The sequence below is a fragment of the Spirillospora sp. NPDC048911 genome (assembly GCF_043198015.1).
In the GTDB taxonomy this organism is placed as follows: Bacteria; Actinomycetota; Actinomycetes; order Streptosporangiales; family Streptosporangiaceae; genus Spirillospora.
The window spans coordinates 542,828-565,105 of the sequence record NZ_JBICUD010000003.1 but is presented as its reverse complement, the minus strand read 5'-3'; the positions used below and the strand labels follow the sequence as shown (position 1 = coordinate 565,105).

Sequence of the window (22,278 nt, the reverse complement as noted above, 5' to 3'; positions counted from 1 at the left end):
AGCCACCGGCCCGGCGCGCGGCGGCATACCGCCTCCAGGTCACGCGTCTCGGGCGTTTCGCCGGCCAGCGCGGGCCGCCTTCCGCGCGGTCGGCCTTCCAGTGCTATCAACCGCTGTCGGGAACGCTCTGTCAACCGGGAAATGAGAACCGTACCGAGTTCGTCACACTCCGCCCACGCCCACCGAGCCGAACCTGGCATTGACGGGCCACGCCACCGCCTCGGTGAGACGCGCGGGCACCAGCGTGACGTTCTTGAGCCTGGGCCGCTCCGGGCCCGGCCGGACGGCGGTGAGCCGCACCCGCCGCAGCACCTCGCTGACGATGACCCGCATCTCCAGGGTCGCCAGCTGTGCCCCGGCGCAGTAGCGGCGGCCGCCGCCGAAGGGCACCCAGCCCTTGTTCGCCCCTGCCGCGTTTTCGCCGAGGAACCGCTCGGGGCGGAACTCGCCCGGCTCCGGGAAGACGTCCGGGTCGCTGAGGATGAGCGGGATCGAGGCGGAGACGTACCAGCCCGCCGGGATGTCGTAGCCGCCGATCCGCACCGGCTCGTCCAGCGTCCGGGGCGCGCCCAGGATCACCGGCCGGGCGCGCAGCGCCTCCTTCACCACCGCGCCGAGGTAGGGCCCGTCGTCGTCGACCGTCAGCTCCTCGCACAGTGTGTCCAGTGCCTCCGGCGTCCGGAGGAGCCGCTCGAACGTCCAGGCGAGGGCGGTGGCGGTGGTCTCGTGACCCGCTTGCAGGAGGGTCATGAGCTCGTCGCGCAGCTCCTGGTCGGTCAGCGGCTCGCCGTGCTCGTCACGGGCCGCCACCAGCTGGGACAGCACGTCGGTCGCGCCGGGGATCGGCGCGGCCCGGCGGCGCGCGATCTCCTGGTACAGGATCGTGTCGACCGCGTCCCGTGCCCGGACGTACCGCGTGGTGGGGAGCGCCCCCATCCGCAGCAGCGCCGGCGAGGAGAGCGCCCGCTCGCGCGTCTTCGGCGGCAGCCGCAGCAGGGCGGCCGATCCGCCGAGGGCGATCAGCTCCGGCAGCAGGACCCGCAGCCGGCTCAGCCGCTCGGCGTCCCGGATCCCGAAGACCACCCGCATGATCACCTCGAGGGTGATCCGCTCCATCCGCGTCCGCAGCGCGAACGGCGTGCCGGCCGGCCAGCCCGCGACCTCGGCCGCGGCGATCTCGGCGATCGTGTCCCGCCAGGAGGCGACGGCCCGGCCGTGCAGCGGCGGGCTGATGAGCCGCCGGTGCCGCCACCAGGGTTCGCGGTCCAGGCAGAGCAGCGACTCCTCGCCGACGAGCGGCCCCACGAAGGTGCGGCGGATGTCACCGGCGCGCCCGGCGCCGCCGTCGACGGCGAACACCTCCTCGGCGAGCTCGGCGCTCGCGACGCAGGCCTCGGGCGGGAGGCCGGGAAAGCGGACCTGGAAGACGGGACCGTACCGGCGCCGCCCCGCCTCGTAGAAGCCCGCTGGATCCTTGATCAGCCAGGCGACCTGGAGCGGCGGGGGAAGGCGGAAACCGGGGGGAGCTGGCATCGGGGGACTCCTGTCGCTACACGGTGTCACCTCGATCCTTCGTGCTGCCTCCAGGTGTCGCATCGTGGGAAACCCCGACATTCCCCCCGTCTCATCCGTCTCGCGCGTTCAGCGCGTGTTCAGCGCGCGGCGTCGGCCAGCGCGGTGGCCACGCCGACGCGGGAGGTGACGCCCAGCTTGGCGAAGATGTGGGACATGTGCGTCTCCACGGTGCGGACGCTGATGAAGAGCTTCTCCGCGATCTCCTGGTTGGAATCGCCCGCGACGGCCAGCGTCGCCACCTCCAGCTCCCGGCGGGACAGCCCGTGGCCGCCCCCCGAACGGCTCGTCGCCGCCGGCACGTAGACGCCGAGGCGGCGCTGCTCGCGGACGGCCTGGGCGTGCAGGCCGCGCATCGAGCACTCTTCGAAGATCTCCCTCGCCGCCTGCAGCCGCCGCCGGGCGGCGTCGCGCTGGCCGGCCTCGCTGTGGGCGAGCCCGGCGGTCAGCTCCGCCTGCCCGGCCTCGGGCTTGCGTCCGGCCGCCAGGAGCAGCTCCGCCGCGTCCGCCGCCGACCGCGCCGCCGCACCGGGATCGGCCAGGCGCTGCGCGTGCGCGCGGCCGAGCCGGGCGAGCCCGGTCTCGCCCGCGAGATCGGGATGGGCGATCGCCTCGGCGAGGCTCGCCCAGCGCAGGGCCTCCTCGGATCGTCCGAGCGAACCCTGGACGTAGACCATCCGCTCGGCGCAGGAGACCTGGGTGCCGGGGTCGAGCCGCGAGGCGGTGTCGTCGCTCCAGATCTCGCGGATCGCCGCCGCGCCCTCGTCCAGCCGCCCGGCCCCGACCAGCGCCGCGGCGAGCGCGAAGCGGGCCATGCTGCCGCCCCACTCGCCCACGCCGGGATCGTTGTCCACGGCCTGCTCGCCCAGCGCGAGGGCCTGGTCGTGGTCGCCCTCGTAGCTCGCCAGCAGGCACTGCTGCGTGAGCGCGTAGGTGAGGCTCTCGCGCGACCTGAGGAGGCGGGCGATCTCCGCGGCCTCCTCAGCGGGGGTCACCGCGTCCGAGAGCTGCCCGCGCAGCACGAACAGTCTCGCCTGGGCCGAGAGGAGGTAGGCGAGGATGTAGCTCTGTCCCGTCACCCGCGTGATCGTCGTGAGCCGTTCGAGGTGCCGGAGCGCGGCGTCGTACCTGCCCAGCAGCACCTCGGTCCAGCCGAGCCAGACCAGGGAGTCCATGTACCGGGCCAGCTGATCGTCCGAGGTCCGGTCGAAGAGCGCGCCGACCAGGTCGACCTGCCGGAGGGCGTCGAGGACGTGTCCCTCGCCGTAGGCGACCAGCGGGCGCATGGCCGCGATCGCGATCTCCAGGCCCGGGTCCCGGCCGGGCGCGTCGTCCGGGATCTGGTCGAGCGCGGCCTGCGCGCCCACGATGTCCAGGCGCTGCAGCAGGTCGGCGGTCCGCCGGAGGTTCAGCATCGCGGCCGCCGCCGTCTTCGGGTCCGAGATCCGGTCCAGCTCCTCGCGGACGAGCGCCCGCGCGTGCGGGTGCCTGCCGAGCTGCCGCTGCATGACCCCGCACAGCTGGACCGCCTTGGCGCGGCGGACGTGATCGTGGACGGGGAGGATCCGGAGCAGCGCTCGCGCGGTGACGGTGCCCTCCTCCGCCTGCCCGCTGACCGCTTGGACCTGGAGAAGCTCGAAGAGGAGCTCGCTCCGCGACGGGACCGCGTCCTGCCCGCCGATCTCCCCGGCGGATCCTTCCGGGCTCTCCGGCATCAGCCCGAGCGCCGCCTTCAGCCAGTGCGCGGCGGTGCTGGGCGCGTGGGTGGAGACGGCGCGGGCGGCCTTGATCAGGGTGGTGATGGCGGCCTGGTCGCCGTCGCGGGCGGAACGTTCGACATGCCGTGCCCGCGCTGTCGCCGGCGCGCCCGACTCGGCCAGATATCCGGCGAGGCGCGCGTGGACGCCGAGTCTCCAGCCGGCGGGCGCCGACTCGTAGGCGGCCTGCCGGACGAGCGGATGCCGGAACTGGAAGCGCGTGGGCGCGGTGAGCCGGATGATGTCGCGCGCGGCCAGCTCGTCCAGGGCGGCCAGCGCCTCGTCCTCGGACGCTCCCATGGCCACCGCCACGACCTGGGCGCCGAACTCGCCCGCGGCCACCGCCGCCGCGCGGGCCGCCGTGAGCGCCGCGGGGGTCAGGCCGGCGAAGTCGGCCTGGAGCGCCGCGCGCACGGCGAGCGGCAGGTCCGGCATCGAGCCGCCGTCCCCGCCGGGGGCGGCGGTCGTCGCCTCGTCCAGCTGGGCGAGGGCCTCCAGATAGAACGGGTTGCCGCCGCTGGCCCGGAAGAGCTCACGGCTGCGCGCCCCCTCGACCCGCGGGCCGACGACCTCCGCGGCCTCGGTCTCGGTCAGCGGCCGGACCGGGATCCGGCGCCCGCCGGTGATCGTCATCAGCCGGGGCGCGGCCTGCGCGGGCCGGTAGGCCATCGCGAGCAGGACCTTCGAGCGCGGAGGGTGCCGGACGAGGTAGTCCAGGAGGTCGACGGACGGCTCATCGGCCCAGTGGACGTCGTCGAGGAGGAGCACCAGGCCCGCGGGGCCCGCGATGAGGTCCAGCAGCTTCCGCATCGCCTTGTGCAGATGGTGCCGCGCGAGCCCCGACAGATCCTCGATCCGCGCCCCCTCCGATCGCGCCGCCGCCGGATCGGGCGCCAGGACGGGGAAGACCGGCGACAGCAGCCGGCGCAGATCCGCGTCGAGGTCCGCGCCGAGGTCCGCGTCCGCCCCCTCGATCAGGTCGTCGAGGGCGTCGATCACCAGGCCGAACGGCGTGTCCTGCTCGAATTGCGCCGCCCGTCCCGCCAGGGTCGGCAGGCCCCGTGCCCGGGCGGCCCGCTGGAGCTCCTTCAGCAGCCGGGTCTTGCCCATCCCGGGTTCCCCGACGAGCGTCAGATGCCGGAACCCGCCGTCCCGCCAGGAGTCCAGGGTCTGATCGAACACCTGGAGCACGTCGTGCCGTCCGACCAGGGGAGGCGGCTGCGGGGGCGTCGTGGCGGCAGGCGGCGCCATGTCACCTCTTCCGTTCCGGATGCGCGAACAAGATCGGTGCTTCGGCGGTTCCGCATCTTTCCATGGAACGGTGGCGACATCCATACGCCCGTTCTCAGCGGGTTCGCACGTCCCCTCCCAGCGAGATCAGGTCGCGGAACGCGGCGCTCGGGTCGACCTGCAGCTCGCGCCGCACCATCGTGGTGTAGCGCCGGTAGACGCGGCGCGCGCCGATCGTGTCGCCGCGGGTGAGGTGCGCGGACGCCACCAGCAGATGCGGCCCCTCCGCGAGTTCGTCGACCTCCGACGCGAGGAGGGCGATCTCGATGGTCTTGTCCGGCTCGCCGCGCCGGAGGAGTTCGGCCGCCATCCTCTCCAGGGCCAGCGTCCGGAGGCGGTCCCACCGTTCGCGTTCGCGGTCGATGCCGTCGTCGTCCCTCCCGCGCAGCAGTTCGGTGCCGAGCATCCGCACCACCACGGGATCGGGGTCGACGGGCCGGCTGACGCCCTTGAGGATGGAGTGCGCGATCGCCTTGGCGGCCCAGTAGTCCACCGAGACGTCCTCGGCCAGGCGCAAACGGTCCGCCTGGGAGATGAGCAGGAGGTCGCCGGTCCTGTCGCGGATCCGCCAGAGCGCCTGGCTCAGCCGCTTGGCCGCCTGGAAGGGCTCGGTGTCCGGCCAGAGGCTCGCCGCGATGGCCTTCCGGGACGTCTCACCGCCGAGCGCGAGCCGGATCAGAAGCCTGCCCGGCGTGTGAGGCAGGGCCACGTGCGCGTCGTTCAGATAGCACCCGAACTCCGGGAGCAGCCCGACGACCGCCGGTGATGGTGATGCGTGCTCCTTCAACTGTGTCTCCCCGCTGGAACCGAGACTCGATGACTGCCAACGGAGACGAGGATGTCGGCGGGGCGGACGAGCACGCATCGTGGCCGACCCCGATTAGCGGGAGACACCTACGAGGAGGGTGGCTCGCGGGCCTTCCGTCGCAGGTGAACGGCATGAACGGGGTGAGGATCGCGGGCGCCGGGGAGGCGGCGCGGTTATGGGATGGCGTCTATCCCTGGTTTTCGCTGCCGGAATTCGAGGGGTCAGAAACCCAGGCGGGCCCAGGATCGGCGAGGGGAGTCGGCGACCCGGCTGAGCGCCACCACGGCCGCCGGGGGACGGGCGACGCGGTCGCCGGTCAGGCCCCGCATGAAGGCGACCTGCTCGAGGGTCGGCGGGCCCACCGCCAGGCTGCGCGCCGTCGCCTCCGCCGCGTCCGCCTGGCCGGTGCGGACGAGGTAGGCGGCGGACATCGTGCCGGTCCGGCCGACGCCCGCGCCGCAGTGCACGAACACCGGGCCCCGCGCCGCCTTGACCGTCGCGAGGAACCGCTCGACCTGGCCGGGGGCGGGCGCCTGCCCGTCGCGCATGGGCAGCCGCACGACCGTCAGCCCGGCGTCCACCGGAAGCCGCAGGGCAGCCGGAGCCAGATTTTCCGCGCGCAGGTCGACGACCGTGTGCACGCCGAGGTCGGCGAGGCGGCGGTAGCCCTCGGCGGTCGGGGCGGCACCGCGCCAGAGGTGGGAATCGACGTGCGCGAAGTTGTGGATCCCGGGGACGCCGGCCGGCGCGCGCTGGGCGCGTTCGGCGGACCGGGCGGAGGTGCTCATCGCGAGAATGGTGAGGCTGACGACGATCCACGCGAGCGCGTATCCCGTCACGCCGGCGAGCAGGAACCAGCCGAGCGCGCGCGGTCTCGGCGGACGCGGGCGTGGGATCGGCACGGAACCGACAATAACCCCGCCCGCGCGATGCCTCGGCTGAGTCAGCGCAGCACGCCGACGCCGACGAGGCGGGCGAACGTCTCGGCGGTCTCGATCTGGTCGTCGGGCCGCCACTTCGCCGGATGGGTGAGGCCGGGCTCCAGCAGCTCGAAGCCCTCGAACATGCGGGTGAGCTCGTCGCGGTCGCGCACCGTGAAGCCCGTGCTGACCCGGCGGTAGACCTCCTGCGCCCGGTCGATGATCTTCGGGTAGGAGTCCTTCTCCAGGTGCGAGACGGCCAGATGGCTGCCGGGGACCAGCCGGCGCAGGAACGCGGCGAGGATGCCGTACGGATCCTCCTCGTCGGAGACGAAGTGGAGCACGGCCACGGCGAGCAGGCCCACGGGCTGCTCGAAGTCGATGAGCCGGTGGACGGCCGGGTCGTCGAGGATCAGTTCGGGCTTGCGGATGTCGGCCTGCACGAAGCCGACGCCGTCCGCTCCGGCGAGCAGGGCCTGACCGTGCGCGGTGACGATCGGGTCGTAGTCGACGTAGACGACCCGCGCGGCGGGATCGGCCCGCTTGGCCACCTCGTGCACGTTCTCCTGCGTGGGCAGCCCGGAGCCGAGGTCGATGAACTGCCGGACGCCGCTCGCGGCGATGGTGCGGACGGCGCGGCCGAGGAAGGCGCGGTTGAGGTGGGCGTCGTGGCGGATCCAGCCATGCGTGATCTTGACGATCTGCTCGGCGGCGTCGCGGTCGGCGGCGAAGTTGTTCTTCCCGCCGAGCCAGTAGTCGTACATCCGCGCCGCGTTCGGCACGTTCGCGTCGAAGCTCCGCTGGTCGAAACTCCGCTGGTCGAAACTCCGCGGTCCGCTCACCTCTTCCTCCCCGTCCTCGCCCCGTCATTGTGCCCTTTTTGCGAGGAATTGTGGCAGAAACGATCAGCCCCCGTGCGCGGCGGTGGCGGCGCCGTTCACCGAGAAGACGATCAAGGTTGGCCGGGCCGTCATCGGTCAGGCCCTGGCCCGGGTACCCGCCGCCGGATACGTTCCGGGCGGCGGTGATCCGCCCGGCGACGGTCGTCCGGGGGAGCGCCGCGGGAGAGGAGCCGAGATGGTCGCCGTGACAGCCCTGAGAGGGAGGGTCCGCGCCAAGGCCGCCCTGCTGGCGGCGGGCGCGATGCTGCTGCCGATGCTCGCGGTCGTGGGGTCCGCCGAGGCGGCTCCGGCGGGGAACGCGGCCGCCGCGCGCGGGCCGCTCGTCGTCGGCCACCGGGGTGCCTCCGGCTACCGGCCCGAGCACACGCTCGCCTCGTACGAGCTCGCGGTGCGGCTGGGCGCCGACTACATCGAGCCCGACCTGGTGCCGACCAAGGACGGCCAGCTCGTGGCCCGGCACGAGAACGAGATCAGCGGCACGACCGACGTCGCCAAGCACCCCGAGTTCACGGGCCGCAGGACCACCAAGACCATCGACGGGGCGAAGGTCACCGGCTGGTTCACCGAGGACTTCACGCTCGCCGAGCTCAAGACGCTGCGCGCGGCGGAACGGCTGCCCGACATCCGGCAGGAGAACACCCTCTACAACGGCCGCTACCAGGTGCCGACCCTCCAGGAGGTCATCGACCTGGCCAAGCGCCTGAGCCGCAAGAACGACCGCCGCGTGGGCATCTTCCCCGAGACCAAGCACCCGACGTACTTCCGCTCGATCGGGCTGCCGCTCGAACCCGCGGTCATCCGGACGTTGAAGCGCAACGGTCTCGACCACCGGGACGGCCGCGCCATCGTCCAGTCGTTCGAGCCGACCAGCCTCCAGATGCTCACGAAGTCGCTGCGCGTCCCCGCGCTCCAGGCGATCTCGGCCACGGGCGCTCCCTACGACACCATCGCCAACGGCACCGGCCCGACCTTCGCGCAGATGATCACCCCGGCCGGGCTCAAGCAGGTCCGCACGTACGCCGACTGGATCGGGCCGGAGAAGAACCTCGTCATCCCGCGCAAGGCGGACGGCTCCCTCGGCACCCCGTCGTCACTCGTCAAGGACGCGCACGCCGCCCGCCTCAAGGTCTGCCCGTACACCTTCCGCAACGAGAACGACTTCCTGCCGACCGACCTGCGGAACGGCACGGTGAAGAGCGACTACGGCCAGGCCCTCAAGGAGTACGACCTCTTCTACCGCACGGGCATCGACGCCCTCTTCAGCGACAACCCCGACACCGCCATCGTCGCCCGCACCGAGTTCCTCGGCTCCCGCGGCTAGCGGCTCGGCTCAGCCGGGCGGTCGCCGCCATCCGTCGAGGACCGTGTCGACGGTCGTGCGGATGGCGGCGCGGGCGTCCTGGCGCGGGACGCCCGACATCAGTTGTTCGTCGTAGTCGGTGTCGAGGTGGCGTATGGAGGCGACCACGGCGAGGGTGACCGCGTTCTCGTCCAGGGCACGGCCCGCCGCCGACCGGCCGACGCGGCCGCTGCCGCGGACCGCCGCGTGCCGGGCGATCTCGTCGGCGCGCCCGGCCGGGCACCCCGGGAAGAGCCGCAGGATCTCGGCGGCCATCTGGCCCTGGAAGGTCACGTCCAGCCGTTCGCGCCGCTCCCGGTCGCGGTCGCGGCGGCGGGCGCGCGCGTCCTCGTCGGCCAGGCACTGCTCTTCGGCGCGTTCGAGCGCCGCCTCCTCGATGAGGACGCCGCGCCGCTCGTAGCGCTTGCGCCGCCGGTTGAACCGCATCACCAGAGCCGACAGCCCGCTCTCCTTCTTGGCGCGGCGGCTCAGCGCGGCGTCGCCGGAGGGGAGGAAGACCAGGTGGTCCATGTCGGCACAGGTGAGGCAGTGCGGTTCGGAATCCTCCATGACGAGGAACTCGCCGGTGCCGTGACAGCCCGCGCAGGTCCACTCCTTGAGCGGCAGGATCGCCACCAGGTCCGGGACCTTGTTCTCCTTGGCGGTGAGCCGTTCGCGCTGGGCGGGGGAGAGGCCGGCTGAGATCCAGTGGGTGCGGTAGGCGCGTTCGGCGGCCTCATCGCCGGACGCGGTGAAACGCAGGGGCCTGCGGTCGCGGGTCGCGGCGATGTAGGCCGTCTCGCTCGCTTCCAGGCCGTTGCGCTCGGCCCAGGCGCGCAGGGCCTGGAGAGCGGTCGAGATCTTGTCGGGGCGGACGGAGAGGGCCGCTTCGAGATGGTCGAGCCTGCCCTGGCGCCACTCGTCGACGCGGGGCCGCCGCAGCCATCCGATGCCGAGGAAGACGTCGACCGGCGCCACGGACTTCGACTGCTCGAGGAGTGCCTCGGCCGCGTCCGTCACCCGTCGCGCAAGCCGTGATTCATGGACCTCCCTCACGCCCGCACACGCTACCGGGTGGGGGTGACGTCGTAGTGGCATTGTCACGGAACGTAACTTTGATCTTATGGAGAGTGATCGGGGGGAGTCGCGTTGCTGGGCGGGACCGGGGGCCTTACGGGTGACCGGCGTGCGTCTGGTGGGCGCGCATCGGGTGTGGGCCGACTTCGCGGGGATTCCGGCCGAGGTGACGAGCGCGTTCCTGGTGACGGACGAGGGCGGGCTTGTGGGGCGCGGCTACTACGCGTCCGTCGAGGCGCTGGGGGACGTCGTCGATCTCTCCACGCTCTCCGCCCGCTGAGATCGCGGACGGCCGGCACTTGCGGGATGAGCGAGATGCGTGTAAACGTTTACACAGAGCACGATGTAATCGTTTACACGGTAGTTCACATGACATCGCGGGAGGTGGCGGGCATGGCGAGCGTCAAGGACGTCGCCCGGCTGGCGGGCGTCTCGGTCGCCACGGTGTCCCGCGTCCTCAACGACAGCGCGCCCGTCACGCCCGAGACGCGGGAGCGCGTCCTGGCGGCCGTGGCGGAGCTCGGCTACCGGCCCAACGCCGTGGCCCGGTCGCTGCGCACCGACGCCACCCGGACCATCGGCCTGATCATCGGGGACATCCTCAACCCGTTCTTCACCGAGCTGGCCCGGGCCGTGGAGGACGAGGCGCGCGGACTCGGCTACTCGGTCGTGATCGGCAACGCCGACGAGCGCCCCGACCGCCAGGACCACTACGTCCGCACGCTGCTGGAGCAGCGCGTGGACGGGCTGCTGCTCTGCCCGACCGCCGAGATCACCCCGCTCGTCCGGGACCTGGTGCGCGACGGCAAGCCCCTGGTCTTCCTCGACCGGACGCTGCCCGGCCTGGACGTGCCCACCGTGCGCGCGGACGGGACGGCGGCCATCGGCGAGCTCGTCGGCCATCTGCGGCGCCTCGGGCACCGGCGGATCGCGTTCATCTCGGGCCCGGCGTTCCTGTCCACGGGGCGCGAGCGCACGGCCGCGTTCGCCGCCGCCCTCGCCGAGCACGGGCTGCCCGTCCGGGACGAGTACCTGGAGGCGGGCGACTTCCAGGCGGCGAGCGGCCGGGCCAGCGCGGCGCGGTTGCTCGACCTCCCCGAGCCGCCCGAGGTCATCTTCGCCGGCGACAACCTGATGGCCCTCGGCGCACTCGACGAGATCCGGGCGCGGGGCCTGGCGGTCCCGGGCGACGTCGCGCTGGCCTCCTACGACGACCTCCCGTGGTTCAGGCACGTCGATCCGCCGATCACGGCCATCGCGCAGCCCGTCCAGGACCTCGGCCGCCGGGCGGTCCGCGGGCTGGTCGAGCGCGTCGGCGGCGGCCCGGTGGAGCCGGTGGTGCTGTCGGCACGGCTGGTGGTGCGCCGGTCATGCGGAGAGAACGACTCGATGGAAGGGAGCGGTCCGGAATGACAGCGGAATCCGGAGCGCCGGGCGATACGGCCGGCGAGATCCTGCGGGTGCACGGCCTGCGCAAGGCCTTCCCCGGCGTGGTCGCGCTGGACGGGGTCGACTTCGACCTGCGGCCCGGCGAAGTCCATGTGCTGCTCGGCGAGAACGGGGCCGGGAAGAGCACCCTCATCAAGTCGCTCTCCGGCGCGTACCAGCCCGACGCCGGGCGCATCGTGGTGGACGGGAGGGAGACCGGGATCCGTTCGGCGCAGGACGCGCAGGATCTCGGCATCGCGACCATCTACCAGGAGTTCAACCTGGTGCCGGAGCTGACGGTCGCCGAGAACCTGTTCCTCGGCCGCCCGCCGCGCCGCTTCGGCCTCGTCGACAAGCGCGCGATGGCCGAGCGGGCCCGCGCGATGCTCGACCGGGTCGGCGTCGACGCCGACCCGCGGCAGCGGATGGGCGACCTCGGCATCGCCCGCGCGCAGATGGTCGAGATCGCCAAGGCGCTCGGCCAGGAGGCGCGGGTGCTCATCATGGACGAGCCCACCGCCGTGCTCACCACGAGCGAGGTCGACAGGCTCTTCGCGATCGTCCGCCAGTTGCGCGAGCAGGGCGTGGCGATCATCTTCATCACCCACCACCTGGAGGAGATTCCGCGCATCGGCGACCGGGTGACGGTGCTGCGCGACGGCAGGTCCGTCGCGGAGGTGCCCGCGGACACCCCGCACGACGAGCTCGTCCGGCTGATGGTCGGGCGCTCGATCGAGCAGCAGTATCCGCGCGAGCCCGCCGAGGCGGGGAAACCCCTGCTCCAGGTGCGCGGGCTCACCCGCAAGGGCGCCTTCGCCGACGTCTCGTTCGAGGTCCGGGCGGGCGAGGTCGTGGGCCTCGCCGGGCTGGTCGGCGCGGGCCGCACCGAGGTCGCCCGCGCGATCTTCGGCGCGGACCGGTACGACGGCGGCGACGTCCTGGTCGGCGGCGAGGCACTGCGCGGCGGCGACGTGCACGCGGCGATGGAGGCCGGGATCGGCCTGGTCCCCGAAGATCGCAAGGGCCAGGGCCTCGTGCTCGGCGCCGACGTGCGGGAGAACCTCGGCCTGGTCACCCTCGGCCGCGCCACCCGCGGCGGGTTCGTCGACCGCGCCGGGCAGCACCGGGCGGCCGAGGAGATCGCCGGGAAGCTGAACGTGCGGATGAGCGGGCTGCGCCAGGAGGCGCGCACGCTGTCCGGCGGCAACCAGCAGAAGATCGTGATCGGCAAGTGGCTGCTCGCCGACGCCAAGGTGCTGATCCTCGACGAGCCGACCCGCGGCATCGACGTCGGCGCCAAGGTCGAGATCTACCAGCTCATCAACAGGCTCACCGCCTCCGGGCACGCGGTCCTCATGATCTCCAGCGACCTCCCCGAGGTGCTGGGCATGAGCGACCGGGTGCTGGTGATGGCGCGCGGGCGGCTGGCCGGCGAGCTGCCGGCCGGCGAGGCGACACAGGACGCGGTGATGGCGCTCGCCGTCACCGGCGCAGGGAACGGCGACGCGACGAGCGGCGACGTGAACGGCGGCACGGCCGCGGTGGAGGGAACCGATGTCCACTGATCGGGTGGGTACTGACACGCTGCGCGAGCAGCCTTCTTCGCGGAACGGCGGGTCGAGGCAGACCGCCGCGCGGCTGCTGGGCGAGAACGGGGCGCTGGCGGGCCTGGTCATCCTGGTGGTGGCCCTGGCCTTGCTGTCCGGCGACTTCCTGACCGTCGACAACCTGCTGAACGTCGGGGTGCAGGCGGCCGTGGTCGCCATCCTCGCGTTCGGCGTCACGTTCGTCATCGTCACCGGCGGCATCGACCTGTCGGTCGGCGCCGTGGCGGCGCTCTCCGCCGTCGTGCTGGCCTGGACTGCCACCGACCACGGCGTGCCGTGGCCGATCGCGCTCGTCATCGCCATCGCCGTCGGCATCGCCGCGGGCCTGGTCAACGGCGCACTCATCACGTACGGCAAGCTGCCGCCGTTCATCGCCACGCTCGCGATGCTCGGCGTGGCGCGGGGCCTGGCGCTGGTCATCTCCGAGGGCAGCCCGATCGCGGTGCCGGGCGCGGTGACCCATCTGGGCGACACGATCGGCTCGTACCTGCCCGTCCCGGTCATCGTCATGGCGGTGATGGGGCTGCTGACCGCGCTCGTCCTGGCCCGCACCTACAGCGGCCGGGCGATGTACGCCATCGGCGGGAACGAGGAGGCCGCGCGGCTGTCCGGGATCAAGATCTCCCGGCAGAAGCTCGTCACCTACGGCCTGTCCGGCGCGTTCGCCGCCGTCGCGGGCGTCGTGCTCGCCGCCCGTCTCTCCTCCGCCCAGCCGCAGGCGGCCTCCGGCTACGAGCTGGACGCCATCGCCGCCGTCGTCATCGGCGGCGCCAGCCTGTCGGGCGGCAAGGGCAAGGCGTTCGGCACCCTCGTCGGCGCGCTCATCCTCGCGGTGCTTCGCAACGGCCTCAACCTGCTGTCGGTCAACGCGTTCTGGCAGCAGGTCGTGATCGGTGTCGTCATCGCGCTTGCCGTGCTCCTCGACACCCTGCGCCGCCGGGGCACCTCGTTCAGCCCGCGCACCCTCTACGCCGGCGGCGGCGTCGTGGTCGCGGCCGTCGCCGCGCTGGCGATCGCCGTCGCGGTCAACGGCACCGGCTCGGGCACGGGCGGCGACACCAAGATCGGCCTGTCGGTCTCGACGCTCAACAACCCGTTCTTCGTGCAGCTCCGCCAGGGCGCCGAGGCCGAGGCCAAGCGGCAGGGCGTCGACCTCACCGTGGGCGACGCGCAGAACGACGCCTCCCAGCAGGCCAACCAGCTGCAGAACTTCACCACTCAGGGCATGAAGGCGATCATCGTCAACCCGGTCGACTCCGACGCCGCCTCGCCCGCCGTCAAGGCGGCCAACAAGGCGGACATCCCGGTGATCGCGGCCGACCGCGCCGTGAACAACGCCACCATCGCCCAGCTCGTCGCGTCCGACAATGTCGCCGGAGGCAGGGACGCGGCCAAGACCCTCGCCGAGGCCATGGGCGGCAAGGGCGAGGTCGCCTGGATCCAGGGCCAGGCGGGCACGTCGGCCTCCCGTGAGCGGGGCCAGGGCTTCGCAGAAGGCATCAAGGCCTTTCCCGGCGTCAAGGTCGTGGCCAAGCAGCCCGCCGACTTCGACCGGACCAAGGGGCTGGACGTCATGACCAACCTCCTGCAGTCGCACCCCGGCGTCACCGGAGTCTTCGCCGAGAACGACGAGATGGCTCTCGGCGCGGTCAAGGCGCTGGGCGGCAAGTCAGGCGGCCAGGTCAAGGTCGTCGGCTTCGACGGCACTCCGGACGGGATCAAGGCGGTCCAGGCCGGCACGATGACCGCGTCCATCGCCCAGCAGCCCCGGCTTCTCGGGCAGATCGCGGTGCAGAGCGCCATCAAGGCCGCCAAGGGTGACAAGATCGGGTCAACCTATGCCGTGCCGGTGAAGGTCGCGACCAAGGCGAACGCGTCCGAGTTCGCCTCCTAGGAGATCAGGTGACGCACGAAGTAGTCGTCGTGGGGTCGGTCAACGCGGACCTGGTGGTCGGCGTCGACCGGCGCCCCTCCCCGGGAGAGACGGTCCTCGGCTCCGACCTCGCCACCTATCCGGGCGGCAAGGGCGCCAACCAGGCCGTCGCCGCCGCCCGCCTCGGGGCCCGGACCGCCATCCTCGCCCGCATCGGGGACGACGGCCACGGCGACCTGCTTCGCAGTGCCCTCGCCGAGGCCGGGGTCGACCTGGGCCATCTCCTGGTCACCCCCGGCCCGAGCGGCGTCGCCCTCATCACCCTCGGCCCGGACGGCGACAACAGCATCATCGTCTCGCCCGGCGCCAACGCCCACCTGGAACCCTCCGACGTCGACCCCGGGCTCCTCTCGGCCGCCGTCGTCTCGTTCCAGCTGGAGATCCCGCTGCCCACGGTCGAGGCCGCCGCCCGCACCGCCGCCGAGGGCGGCGCCCGGGTGGTCCTCAATTTGTCGCCGGCCGCCGCCGTCCCGGACGACCTTCTGGCCCTCTGCGACCCCTTGGTGGTCAACGAGCACGAGGCCGCGTTCCTCCTGGACGCCAACGACGACCCACCCGCGATGGCCAAAGCGCTCCTGGCCCGGGGCCCCCGCTCCGCCGTCATCACCCTCGGCCCCGAGGGCGCCCTCACGGCCGACGCCGACGGCATCACCGCCGTCCCGTCGCCCAAGGTCGAGGCGGTCGACACCACGGGCGCCGGCGACGCGTTCACCGCCGCCCTCTGCCTCCGCCTCGCGCGCGGCGACACCCTCGCCGACGCGGCCCGCTTCGCCGTCCGGGTGGGCGCCGCCGCCGTCCGCAAGCCCGGCGCGCAGAGCTCCTACCCGACCGCCGACGAGGACCTCCCCGCCTGAATCGAAGCGGGTGCGTTGCGGGCGCCTAAGCCTCATGGCCCCGGGGCTCGGCCGTGCCGAAGACGCCACCTGCGGCCGATCCGTCCGGCTCAGCCGGTGCGGAGGGCGTCCAGCATGCGCGATAGGGCTGTGCGGGTGTCATCGAGGGCTTCGGGGGCGGTCGCGAGCCACAGGGCTGCCTCGTTCATGGCGCCCGACAGCAAGTGGGCGAGCGGGGCTACGGGCTGGCGGGCGATGAGGCCCGCCTCGATCAGGTCGGCGAGGGCCTCGGCCAGGTGCCGGGCCGAGCCCGCCTCGTCCATGGCGCGCCACTCGTTCCAGCCCAGGACGGCCGGGCCGTCGATGAGCATGATCCGCTGGATGTCCGGGTCGGTGGTGGCGGTGAGGAACGCCTGGCAGCCGGCCGTGAAGCTGTCCCAGAGGTCGTTCCGCGCGTCCGCGGTCGCGGCGACCGTGGCGGCGACCTCCTGCTGGACCTCGGCCAGGACGACCCGGAAGAGTTCGGTCTTGCTCTCGAAGTGGTGGTAGAGCGCCCCCTTGGTGACCCCCGCCGCTTGGACGATCTCCGCCAGGCCGACCGCGGCGTAGCCCTTCGTCGCGAACAGATGCCTGCTCTCCCGCAGGAGGACCCGCCGGGTCTGCTCGCGTTGCTCCGCCCTGCTCGCCATCCGCGCTCCCATTGACATACCGATGGTAGGTCAATAGCCTACCGTCGCATACCATCGGTATGTGAAAGGGATCCCCATGAGGTTGACCAGCTTCTATCCGGTCCTCGCCGCCACCCGGCTCGCCGAGTCACGCGACTTCTACACCCGGCTGTTCGGGTTCGAGGTGACGTTCGAGGCCGACTGGTACGTCAGCCTGCGCCGCGGCGGTGACCGGCCGTACGAGCTGGCGCTGCTCGACCACACCCACCCGACCGTGCCCGAGGCCTACCGCAAGCCCGTCCAGGGACTCCTGCTCAACTTCGAGGTCGAGGACGTGGACGCCGAATGGGAGCGGCTTGTCGTCGGCGAGGGGTTGAAGCCGCAGCTCGGCATCCGGACCGAGGAGTTCGGGCAGCGCCACTTCATCGTCGCCGACCCCGACGGCGTCCTCATCGACGTGATCAAGGAGATCCCGCCCGCCGCGTCGTACGCGGGCAACTACGTGGTCGGCGACGGCGGGGTCAGTGACGTTCGATGAACCACTCGCGGCCGAAGAGCAGGCCGAAGACCGGGGCCGGGAGGCGGGTGAGGACCCGCGCGACAGGAGCCAGCCGGCCGGTGCCGTTCAGCTGTGACCGGTGGGCGGCGAGGGCCACCTGCTTGCGGCGGGCGAACCGGCGGACGTCGTGGACGTGCGTGATCTCGGCTCGTTGGCTGAAGGCGGAGTCGAGCGCGGCCGGGTCGTACCGGACGGGGATGCGCAGGCGGCGTGCCAGGGAGAGCAGCCGGGCGGCGGTGTCGCGCGGCATGGTGGCTTCGAGGACGCGGACCCCGGTGAGTTCGGCGGAGAGCGCCCCGACCTCGTGCACCCTGACGTGGTCGCGGTGGCCGTAGCCCCCGTTGGGGTCGTAGCTGAGCAGCAGGTCGGCCCTCTCCTCGCGGAGGATCGCGGCGAGGCGTCCGGCGGCTTCGCGGGGGTCGGCGCGCATGAAGCGCGGCCGGTCCGGCGGGTCGGGATAGAGCAGCGCGCCGTGGCCGCTGTCGGCGTAGCCCAGGTGGACGACGCGTGCCGCGCCGAGGACGGCGGCGCTGGTGCGGAGCTCGCGCAAGCGGGGCGGCTCGTGGGGCGGCCGCGGGCCCATGAGCCCGTCGGCGGCGACCACGATCACCACGCGGTGCCCCTCGGCGGCGGCGCGGGCGAGCGTGCCGCCGGTGAGGATCGCCTCGTCGTCGGGATGGGCGTGGAACGCCACGATCACTGCCATCAGACGTGCGCCTCGTCCTTGTCGTCGGCGGGAGCGCGGCGCCGCCGGTAGATGGCGTAGGCGCCGAGGAGGGCGAGGACGACGACAACGGCCGCCGCGATCAGCGGTGACCGGGCGGCGATCTCCAGCCAGCCCCAGACGAGCGCGTAGCCGCCGAGCATGACCATGGAGGTCCACAGGATCGAGCCGAGGACGGTGGCGAGCAGGTAGCGGGGGAGCGGCATGCGCATGCCGCCGGCGCAGATCGGGATCGCGTGGCGGAGGCCCACGACCCAGTGGGCGGCGAAGACGGCGAGGGCGCCCCGGCGCGCGACCAGGGCCTCCACCGAGCGCAGCCGCTCCTCGCCGACGCGGCGGCCCAGCCGGGAGGTGTGGATCCTGGCGCCGAGCCCGCGGCCGATCCAGTAGTACGCCTGGCCCCGGACGAAGATGATCAGGATCGCGACGGCGAGCGCCGCCCACAGCGGCAGCCCAAAGAGATCTTTCGGCATGGCGTGGGCGGCCTCGTTTCGGTCGGCGGCGGCTCCGGCTTCCCCGAGCTTAGGTAAACCTAACTCACCGGACCAGGCGGAAGAACGTCCGGACGTCGTCCACGAGCAGGTCCGGGACCTCCATGGCCGCGAAGTGGCCGCCGCGGTCGAACTCCGACCAGTGGACGACCCGGTGCTCGCGCTCGGCGAGCCGGCGGATGCCGGGATCACCGGGGAAGACCGCGACGCCGTGAGACAGCGCGGACTGCCCGACCGGCTGGCCCCAGTCGGTGGCGCCCTCCTTGTAGGGGCGCGCGGACGAGCCCGCGGTTCCGGTCAGCCAGTAGATCGTGACGTCGGTGAGCATCTGGTCGCGGTCGACGGCGTCCTCGGGCGGCTCGCGGGCGGGGTCGGTCCACTCCGTCAGCTTCTCGGCCGTGAACGGCCGAGCTTGCGGCTCGGCTGGGAGCTCTCCGGTCCCAACAAGCCCGCGTCGACCTGGGCGTGCAGCGTGGTGTAAGCGTCGGCAACTTTACGGATTACGTGCAAGGCAGGCTGCGCCGACAACCCTTGCGCCTTTATCTGGCGGTACAGCAGCTTCTGTAGCCCGGCACGGGAGAACACCTTCTTCTCAAACGCCACCCCCGACACCAAATTCGCCGCGATGTTGGCCGTGTCCAGGGTCTCCGCCAGCGCCAGCGCCTGTTCGGATGTCGGCACCAGTTTCACCTGCACCACTAGCTTCACAAGCGCCACTTAGTACCGGCGGGCCGTCTTCACCGGCCAAAACCTGGACCGCTGCCAAAGATCATGCGCGGGGCCTGAGCCGACACCGACGGTGCGGAGAGCGTGCGCGCCGCCGAGCCGCACCGCCTCGTCCATTCCGGGCGCCGCTGGTACCTCGTCGGCTGGGACATCGACCGGGAGGACTGGCGAACGTACCGGGTGGACCGGCTGCGGCTCCGCACGCCGAACGGCCCGCGCTTCGTCCCCCGGGACCCGCCGGACGAGGACGTGGCCGCCTACACCTCCCGCGCGATCGCCAGCTCCCCGTACCGCTACCAGGGGGTCTTCACCGTCCACGCCTCTGCCGGGGCCGTGGCCGGGCGCATCCCTCCGACCATGGGCGCGGTCGAGCCGATCGACGAGCGGACCTGCACGCTGCGCTGCGGTGCCCACACCCTCGACGAACTCGCCGTCTGGGTCGCGCTGACGGGCCTCCGCTTCGAGGTGCACGAACCACCGGAGCTGGTCGACCGCATCGCCGTCCTCGCCGATCGCCTGGCAGACGCGGCGGCCGGGGCCGTTCGCCGCGCCGAGGACGCCGCGACCGGCGGGGACGGCTCGAACGGCGGGGAGGTCAGTCGCGGGCGCTGAGCCTGAGCAGCTCGGCTTCGACATCCCGGACGTGGTCCCCCAGGTCGAAGGTGCTGAGCAGATGGAGGTCGTCCGGCGTCTCGATCTCCAGCAGGCGGGTGCGCATGAGCAGGCGCTGGCGCTCGTCCACCCGGATCGCGGTCACCTCGGACCACGGAATGTGCCGCTTGCCCGCGTATCCGCTGATCACCGTGAGCCCGTCGGCGCCCGCCGTCAGCCGTACGGGGGCCAGCAGGTCGCGCAGGGCGAGGGCGCCGGCGCCGGCCGTGGCGATCCCGGCGAGGAAGAGCAGCTGGGGGTCGTCGATCGACAGGACGGCCAGCACCGCCAGCGCCACCGTCGCGGCGCACTTCACCACGATCTGGGGCGGCGGCACGCGCCAGCTGCGCTCTTCGTCCACGACCGCCACGGTAGCCGAGGCGGTGAAGATCGGTGGCTTCCGGCCGGGGATCTTTATGATCATGCACGTCGGGCGGTTGCGGGCGGCATCTGTCCACGTTAGGTGTGGTCCGGCGGCATTTTCCGGTCCGCCGGTTCGGTAGCGTCATGCCCATGCGACTGGGAGTGCTGGACGTCGGCTCGAACACGGTGCATCTGCTGGTGGTGGACGCGCACCAGGGGGCGCGCCCGCTGCCGGCGTTCTCCCACAAGGCCGAGCTGAAGCTGGCGGCCCACCTCGAGGACGGCGACAAGCTGTCCGCCGAGGGTGAGGGGCTGCTGAGGGCCTTCGTCGAGGAGGCCCTGCAGATCGCCGAGGACAAGGGCGTGGAGAACCTCGTCGCGTTCGCCACCTCGGCGGTGCGCGACGCCTCCAACGGCGAGGAGGTCCTCGACCGGATCCGCGAACGCTCGCAGGTCGACATCAAGGTCCTGTCGGGGGCGGACGAGGCCAAGCTGACCTTTCTGGCCGTCCGGCGCTGGTTCGGCTGGTCGTCCGGCCGGCTGCTGGTGGTCGACATCGGCGGCGGCTCGCTGGAGATCGCGTCCGGCATCGACGAGGACCCGGACGTGGCGATCTCGCTGCCGCTCGGCGCGGGGCGGCTCACCCGCGACTGGTTCACCTCCGATCCGCCGTCCGCCGACGAGGCGCGCAAGCTGCGCCGCCACGTGCGGGCCGAGATCGCGCGGCACGTCGGGGAGGTGGTGCGGTACGGGGCGCCCGACCACGCGGTGGCCACGTCCAAGACGTTCAAGCAGCTCGCCCGCATCGCCGGGGCCGCGCCGTCCTCGGAGGGGCCGTTCATCCGGCGGACGCTGCGGCACGAGGCGCTCACCGAGTGGACGGACCAGCTCGCCAAGATCACCCCGGCGGAACGCTGCGATCTCCCCGGCGTCTCTGAACGGCGCGCGGGCCAGCTGCCCGCGGGGGCGATCGTCGCCGACGCGGCCATGGACCTCTTCGGGCTGGACCAGCTCGAAGTGTGCCCCTGGGCTCTGCGCGAGGGCGTCATCCTCCGCCGCCTCGACAAGATCACGACATGACGTCCGGGCCCGCCGGCTCGCGCCGGTCACGGGCGCCGCGGTCACGGGCGCCGTGGACGCGGGTCAGCGGTCGCCGCCGTCGCGGTAACGGGCGCCGGGGGTGACGGTGCGCCCGGCGAGCAGCTCCGAGACGGCCGCGAACGTGTAGCCCTTGTCCCGCAGGCGCTCGAGGATCCGCGGGACCGCCTCGACCGAGGTGCGATGGATGTCGTGCATCAGGATGATCGCGCCGGGCCGCGCGTTCGACACGGCGCGATCGGCCACGATCCGCGCGTCGTGGTCGTGCCAGTCGCGGGTGTCGACGTTCCACAGGATCTGCGGCATCCCGAGCGACCGCGCCACCCCGGCGACCGTGGCGTTGGTCGCGCCGTACGGGGGCCGCAGCAGAGTCGGGGCCCTGCCGGTCGCCGCCCGGACGATCTCGTCGGTGCGCTGGATGTCGGAGTTCACCTGCATGGCGGGGAGCCGGCTGAGGTCGCGGTGGCTTTGCGTGTGGTTGCCGATCTCATGGCCTCCGGCGGCCTCGCGGCGCAGCAGTTCGGGGTGGGCGTCGGCGTTGGTGCCGACGACGAAGAACGTGGCGCGGGCCTTGCGTTCGGCCAGCATGTCCAGCAGCCGCGCGGTGTACGGGCCAGGCCCGTCGTCGAACGTGAGGGCGACGCATTTGACCTTGGTGCAGTCGGTCCGCGCGGGTGGGGGCGTGCGCGTCGAGGGTGGCGCGGACGGACGGGCGGAGGGAGGCGCGGACGAGCGGGCCGCGGGCGCCCGCGAGCCGAGGGCGAGCTTGGACGGGGTGGCCACGGCGGCGTCGCGGGCACGGCGGCCGAACTCCGACAGCAGCGGATCGTAGGTGGCGCGGGGCAGGGCCGCCGCGATCCGGCCGGCGGCGCCGGCGGCGACCGAGTAGTCGCTGAACTCCACGACCATGTCGCCGTCGTCGTTGAAGGCGATCGAGGAGTAGGTGTCCGGAACGGCCCGCACCCGGGAGGGGTTGGTCTCGGTGCCCAGCCGGGCGCGGACCGCCTCGGTGAGCCCGGCCAGCCCGGCCTTGCCGTCGATCAGCGCGGCGGAGGGCCGGACGGCCCGCGCGGACCCGTCGTACCAGAGGGTCTGGCGCGACTCCCCGCCGGACGCTCCCAGGAACTGGTCCGCGAGCAGCCGTACCCCGACGACGTCGCCCGACGCGGCCGCGAGAGACCACCGGACGTTGAGCTCGGGCACGCTCGCGCCGGGCAGCGTGCCAGGCCTCTTCGTGGCCGCCTCGAACGGCCGGACCTGGGCCTCCACCGCCTTGGCGAGCGCGTCGGTGAGCGGCTCGGCCCCGGGAATCCTGGGATAACCGGCGAAGACGTGACGGCGGTCGTTCTGCTCGCTCCGCGTCACCGTGGACAGGCCCGGCACGGATCCCGGATCGACCGTGTGGACGGCGGTGACGTCGACGATCGGACGTGCCGTCCGGTGCGCGGGTGCCCCAGCGCAACCCGCCAGCACGACGAGCACTCCGGCGCTGGACGTTGCCAGATTGAGCAGCCGTCCTGGCGTGAGCAAAG

The 22,278-nt window shown here is 72.8% G+C and carries 22 protein-coding genes; 9 read left to right on the top strand and 13 right to left on the bottom strand.

The genetic code is table 11. The features are described from left to right. Window positions 1–162: 162 nt before the first annotated feature. From ACGFNU_RS16645 to ACGFNU_RS16625, 5 genes are all read right to left on the bottom strand, one after another. Window positions 163–1,533, bottom strand: coding sequence for a cytochrome P450 (locus ACGFNU_RS16645; RefSeq protein WP_392594352.1), 1,371 nt, complete (start codon window positions 1,531–1,533; stop codon window positions 163–165). Between the two features lie 119 nt (window positions 1,534–1,652). After that, window positions 1,653–4,580 (bottom strand): AAA family ATPase, encoded by a 2,928-nt coding sequence (locus tag ACGFNU_RS16640; protein WP_392594351.1) that lies wholly within the window; start codon window positions 4,578–4,580, stop codon window positions 1,653–1,655. A 94-nt stretch (window positions 4,581–4,674) separates the two neighbouring features. Then, on the bottom strand, window positions 4,675–5,406 hold the full coding sequence (locus tag ACGFNU_RS16635; RefSeq protein ID WP_392594349.1) for a BTAD domain-containing putative transcriptional regulator: 732 nt from the start codon (window positions 5,404–5,406) through the stop codon (window positions 4,675–4,677). A 242-nt stretch (window positions 5,407–5,648) separates the two neighbouring features. Beyond that, the gene (locus tag ACGFNU_RS16630; protein WP_392594347.1) at window positions 5,649–6,329 is read right to left on the bottom strand and encodes a dual specificity protein phosphatase family protein; all 681 of its coding nucleotides are present in this window, start codon (window positions 6,327–6,329) and stop codon (window positions 5,649–5,651) included. 41 nt (window positions 6,330–6,370) lie between these two features. Beyond that, a complete protein-coding gene (locus ACGFNU_RS16625) occupies window positions 6,371–7,189 on the bottom strand; it encodes an SAM-dependent methyltransferase (RefSeq protein WP_392594345.1) in 819 nt (272 codons plus the stop codon). Between the two features lie 235 nt (window positions 7,190–7,424). On the opposite strand from ACGFNU_RS16625, the gene ACGFNU_RS16620 reads away from it, so the two are divergent. Then, window positions 7,425–8,570: a glycerophosphodiester phosphodiesterase gene (locus ACGFNU_RS16620; protein ID WP_392594343.1), complete on the top strand. Its 1,146-nt coding sequence runs from the start codon at window positions 7,425–7,427 to the stop codon at window positions 8,568–8,570. A gap of 9 nt (window positions 8,571–8,579) precedes the next feature. On the opposite strand, the gene ACGFNU_RS16615 is transcribed toward ACGFNU_RS16620, so the two are convergent. Next, window positions 8,580–9,644, bottom strand: a complete 1,065-nt coding sequence (locus tag ACGFNU_RS16615) for a DUF2293 domain-containing protein (protein ID WP_392594342.1) — start codon at window positions 9,642–9,644, stop codon at window positions 8,580–8,582. A gap of 121 nt (window positions 9,645–9,765) precedes the next feature. Between ACGFNU_RS16615 and ACGFNU_RS16610 the strand changes: the two genes are divergently transcribed. The 5 genes from ACGFNU_RS16610 to ACGFNU_RS16590 all read left to right on the top strand — a co-directional run bounded on the left by ACGFNU_RS16610 (window position 9,766) and on the right by ACGFNU_RS16590 (window position 15,487). Further along, window positions 9,766–9,945 (top strand): hypothetical protein, encoded by a 180-nt coding sequence (locus ACGFNU_RS16610; RefSeq protein WP_392594340.1) that lies wholly within the window; start codon window positions 9,766–9,768, stop codon window positions 9,943–9,945. An 89-nt stretch (window positions 9,946–10,034) separates the two neighbouring features. After that, window positions 10,035–11,078 carry a LacI family DNA-binding transcriptional regulator gene (locus ACGFNU_RS16605; RefSeq protein ID WP_392594338.1) on the top strand — a complete coding sequence of 348 codons (1,044 nt, stop codon included), beginning with the start codon at window positions 10,035–10,037 and terminating at the stop codon, window positions 11,076–11,078. Continuing rightward, on the top strand, window positions 11,075–12,658 hold the full coding sequence (locus ACGFNU_RS16600; RefSeq protein WP_392594336.1) for a sugar ABC transporter ATP-binding protein: 1,584 nt from the start codon (window positions 11,075–11,077) through the stop codon (window positions 12,656–12,658). Before ACGFNU_RS16605 ends, ACGFNU_RS16600 begins: the two co-directional genes overlap by 4 nt. Before the next feature lie 4 nt (window positions 12,659–12,662). Then, window positions 12,663–14,594 (top strand): substrate-binding domain-containing protein, encoded by a 1,932-nt coding sequence (locus ACGFNU_RS16595; RefSeq protein ID WP_392594334.1) that lies wholly within the window; start codon window positions 12,663–12,665, stop codon window positions 14,592–14,594. Window positions 14,595–14,602: 8 nt separating this feature from the next. Continuing rightward, on the top strand, window positions 14,603–15,487 hold the full coding sequence (locus tag ACGFNU_RS16590; protein ID WP_392594332.1) for a ribokinase: 885 nt from the start codon (window positions 14,603–14,605) through the stop codon (window positions 15,485–15,487). A gap of 89 nt (window positions 15,488–15,576) precedes the next feature. Here ACGFNU_RS16590 and ACGFNU_RS16585 read toward each other — a convergent pair whose 3' ends face one another. Beyond that, window positions 15,577–16,155, bottom strand: coding sequence for a TetR/AcrR family transcriptional regulator (locus ACGFNU_RS16585; protein WP_392594330.1), 579 nt, complete (start codon window positions 16,153–16,155; stop codon window positions 15,577–15,579). A 76-nt stretch (window positions 16,156–16,231) separates the two neighbouring features. Between ACGFNU_RS16585 and ACGFNU_RS16580 the strand changes: the two genes are divergently transcribed. Beyond that, window positions 16,232–16,672: a VOC family protein gene (locus ACGFNU_RS16580; protein ID WP_392594328.1), complete on the top strand. Its 441-nt coding sequence runs from the start codon at window positions 16,232–16,234 to the stop codon at window positions 16,670–16,672. On the opposite strand, the gene ACGFNU_RS16575 is transcribed toward ACGFNU_RS16580, so the two are convergent. From ACGFNU_RS16575 to ACGFNU_RS16560, 4 genes are all read right to left on the bottom strand, one after another. Further along, window positions 16,656–17,399 (bottom strand): PIG-L deacetylase family protein, encoded by a 744-nt coding sequence (locus ACGFNU_RS16575; RefSeq protein ID WP_392594326.1) that lies wholly within the window; start codon window positions 17,397–17,399, stop codon window positions 16,656–16,658. The two genes, ACGFNU_RS16580 and ACGFNU_RS16575, sit on opposite strands and share 17 nt — an antisense overlap. Then, entirely contained in the window at window positions 17,399–17,890 is a 492-nt protein-coding gene (locus tag ACGFNU_RS16570) for a DedA family protein (RefSeq protein WP_392594324.1), read from the bottom strand. The genes ACGFNU_RS16575 and ACGFNU_RS16570 overlap by 1 nt, the downstream gene beginning before the upstream one ends. A gap of 64 nt (window positions 17,891–17,954) precedes the next feature. Next, entirely contained in the window at window positions 17,955–18,236 is a 282-nt protein-coding gene (locus ACGFNU_RS16565; RefSeq protein ID WP_392594322.1) for a hypothetical protein, read from the bottom strand. A 56-nt stretch (window positions 18,237–18,292) separates the two neighbouring features. After that, complete coding sequence (locus ACGFNU_RS16560) at window positions 18,293–18,604, bottom strand: hypothetical protein (protein ID WP_392594321.1); 312 nt, start codon at window positions 18,602–18,604, stop codon at window positions 18,293–18,295. A 114-nt stretch (window positions 18,605–18,718) separates the two neighbouring features. Here ACGFNU_RS16560 and ACGFNU_RS16555 point away from each other — a divergent pair, with 114 nt between their 5' ends. Continuing rightward, window positions 18,719–19,246, top strand: coding sequence for a WYL domain-containing protein (locus ACGFNU_RS16555; protein ID WP_392594319.1), 528 nt, complete (start codon window positions 18,719–18,721; stop codon window positions 19,244–19,246). Here the strand turns inward: ACGFNU_RS16555 and ACGFNU_RS16550 are convergent. Further along, window positions 19,230–19,646 carry a PH domain-containing protein gene (locus ACGFNU_RS16550; protein ID WP_392594317.1) on the bottom strand — a complete coding sequence of 139 codons (417 nt, stop codon included), beginning with the start codon at window positions 19,644–19,646 and terminating at the stop codon, window positions 19,230–19,232. The genes ACGFNU_RS16555 and ACGFNU_RS16550 overlap by 17 nt on opposite strands. 152 nt (window positions 19,647–19,798) lie before the next feature. On the opposite strand from ACGFNU_RS16550, the gene ACGFNU_RS16545 reads away from it, so the two are divergent. After that, window positions 19,799–20,728 (top strand): Ppx/GppA family phosphatase, encoded by a 930-nt coding sequence (locus tag ACGFNU_RS16545; protein WP_392594315.1) that lies wholly within the window; start codon window positions 19,799–19,801, stop codon window positions 20,726–20,728. Between the two features lie 63 nt (window positions 20,729–20,791). On the opposite strand, the gene ACGFNU_RS16540 is transcribed toward ACGFNU_RS16545, so the two are convergent. Further along, window positions 20,792–22,276, bottom strand: a complete 1,485-nt coding sequence (locus ACGFNU_RS16540) for a polysaccharide deacetylase family protein (RefSeq protein WP_392594313.1) — start codon at window positions 22,274–22,276, stop codon at window positions 20,792–20,794. Between the last annotated feature and the right edge of the window lie 2 nt (window positions 22,277–22,278).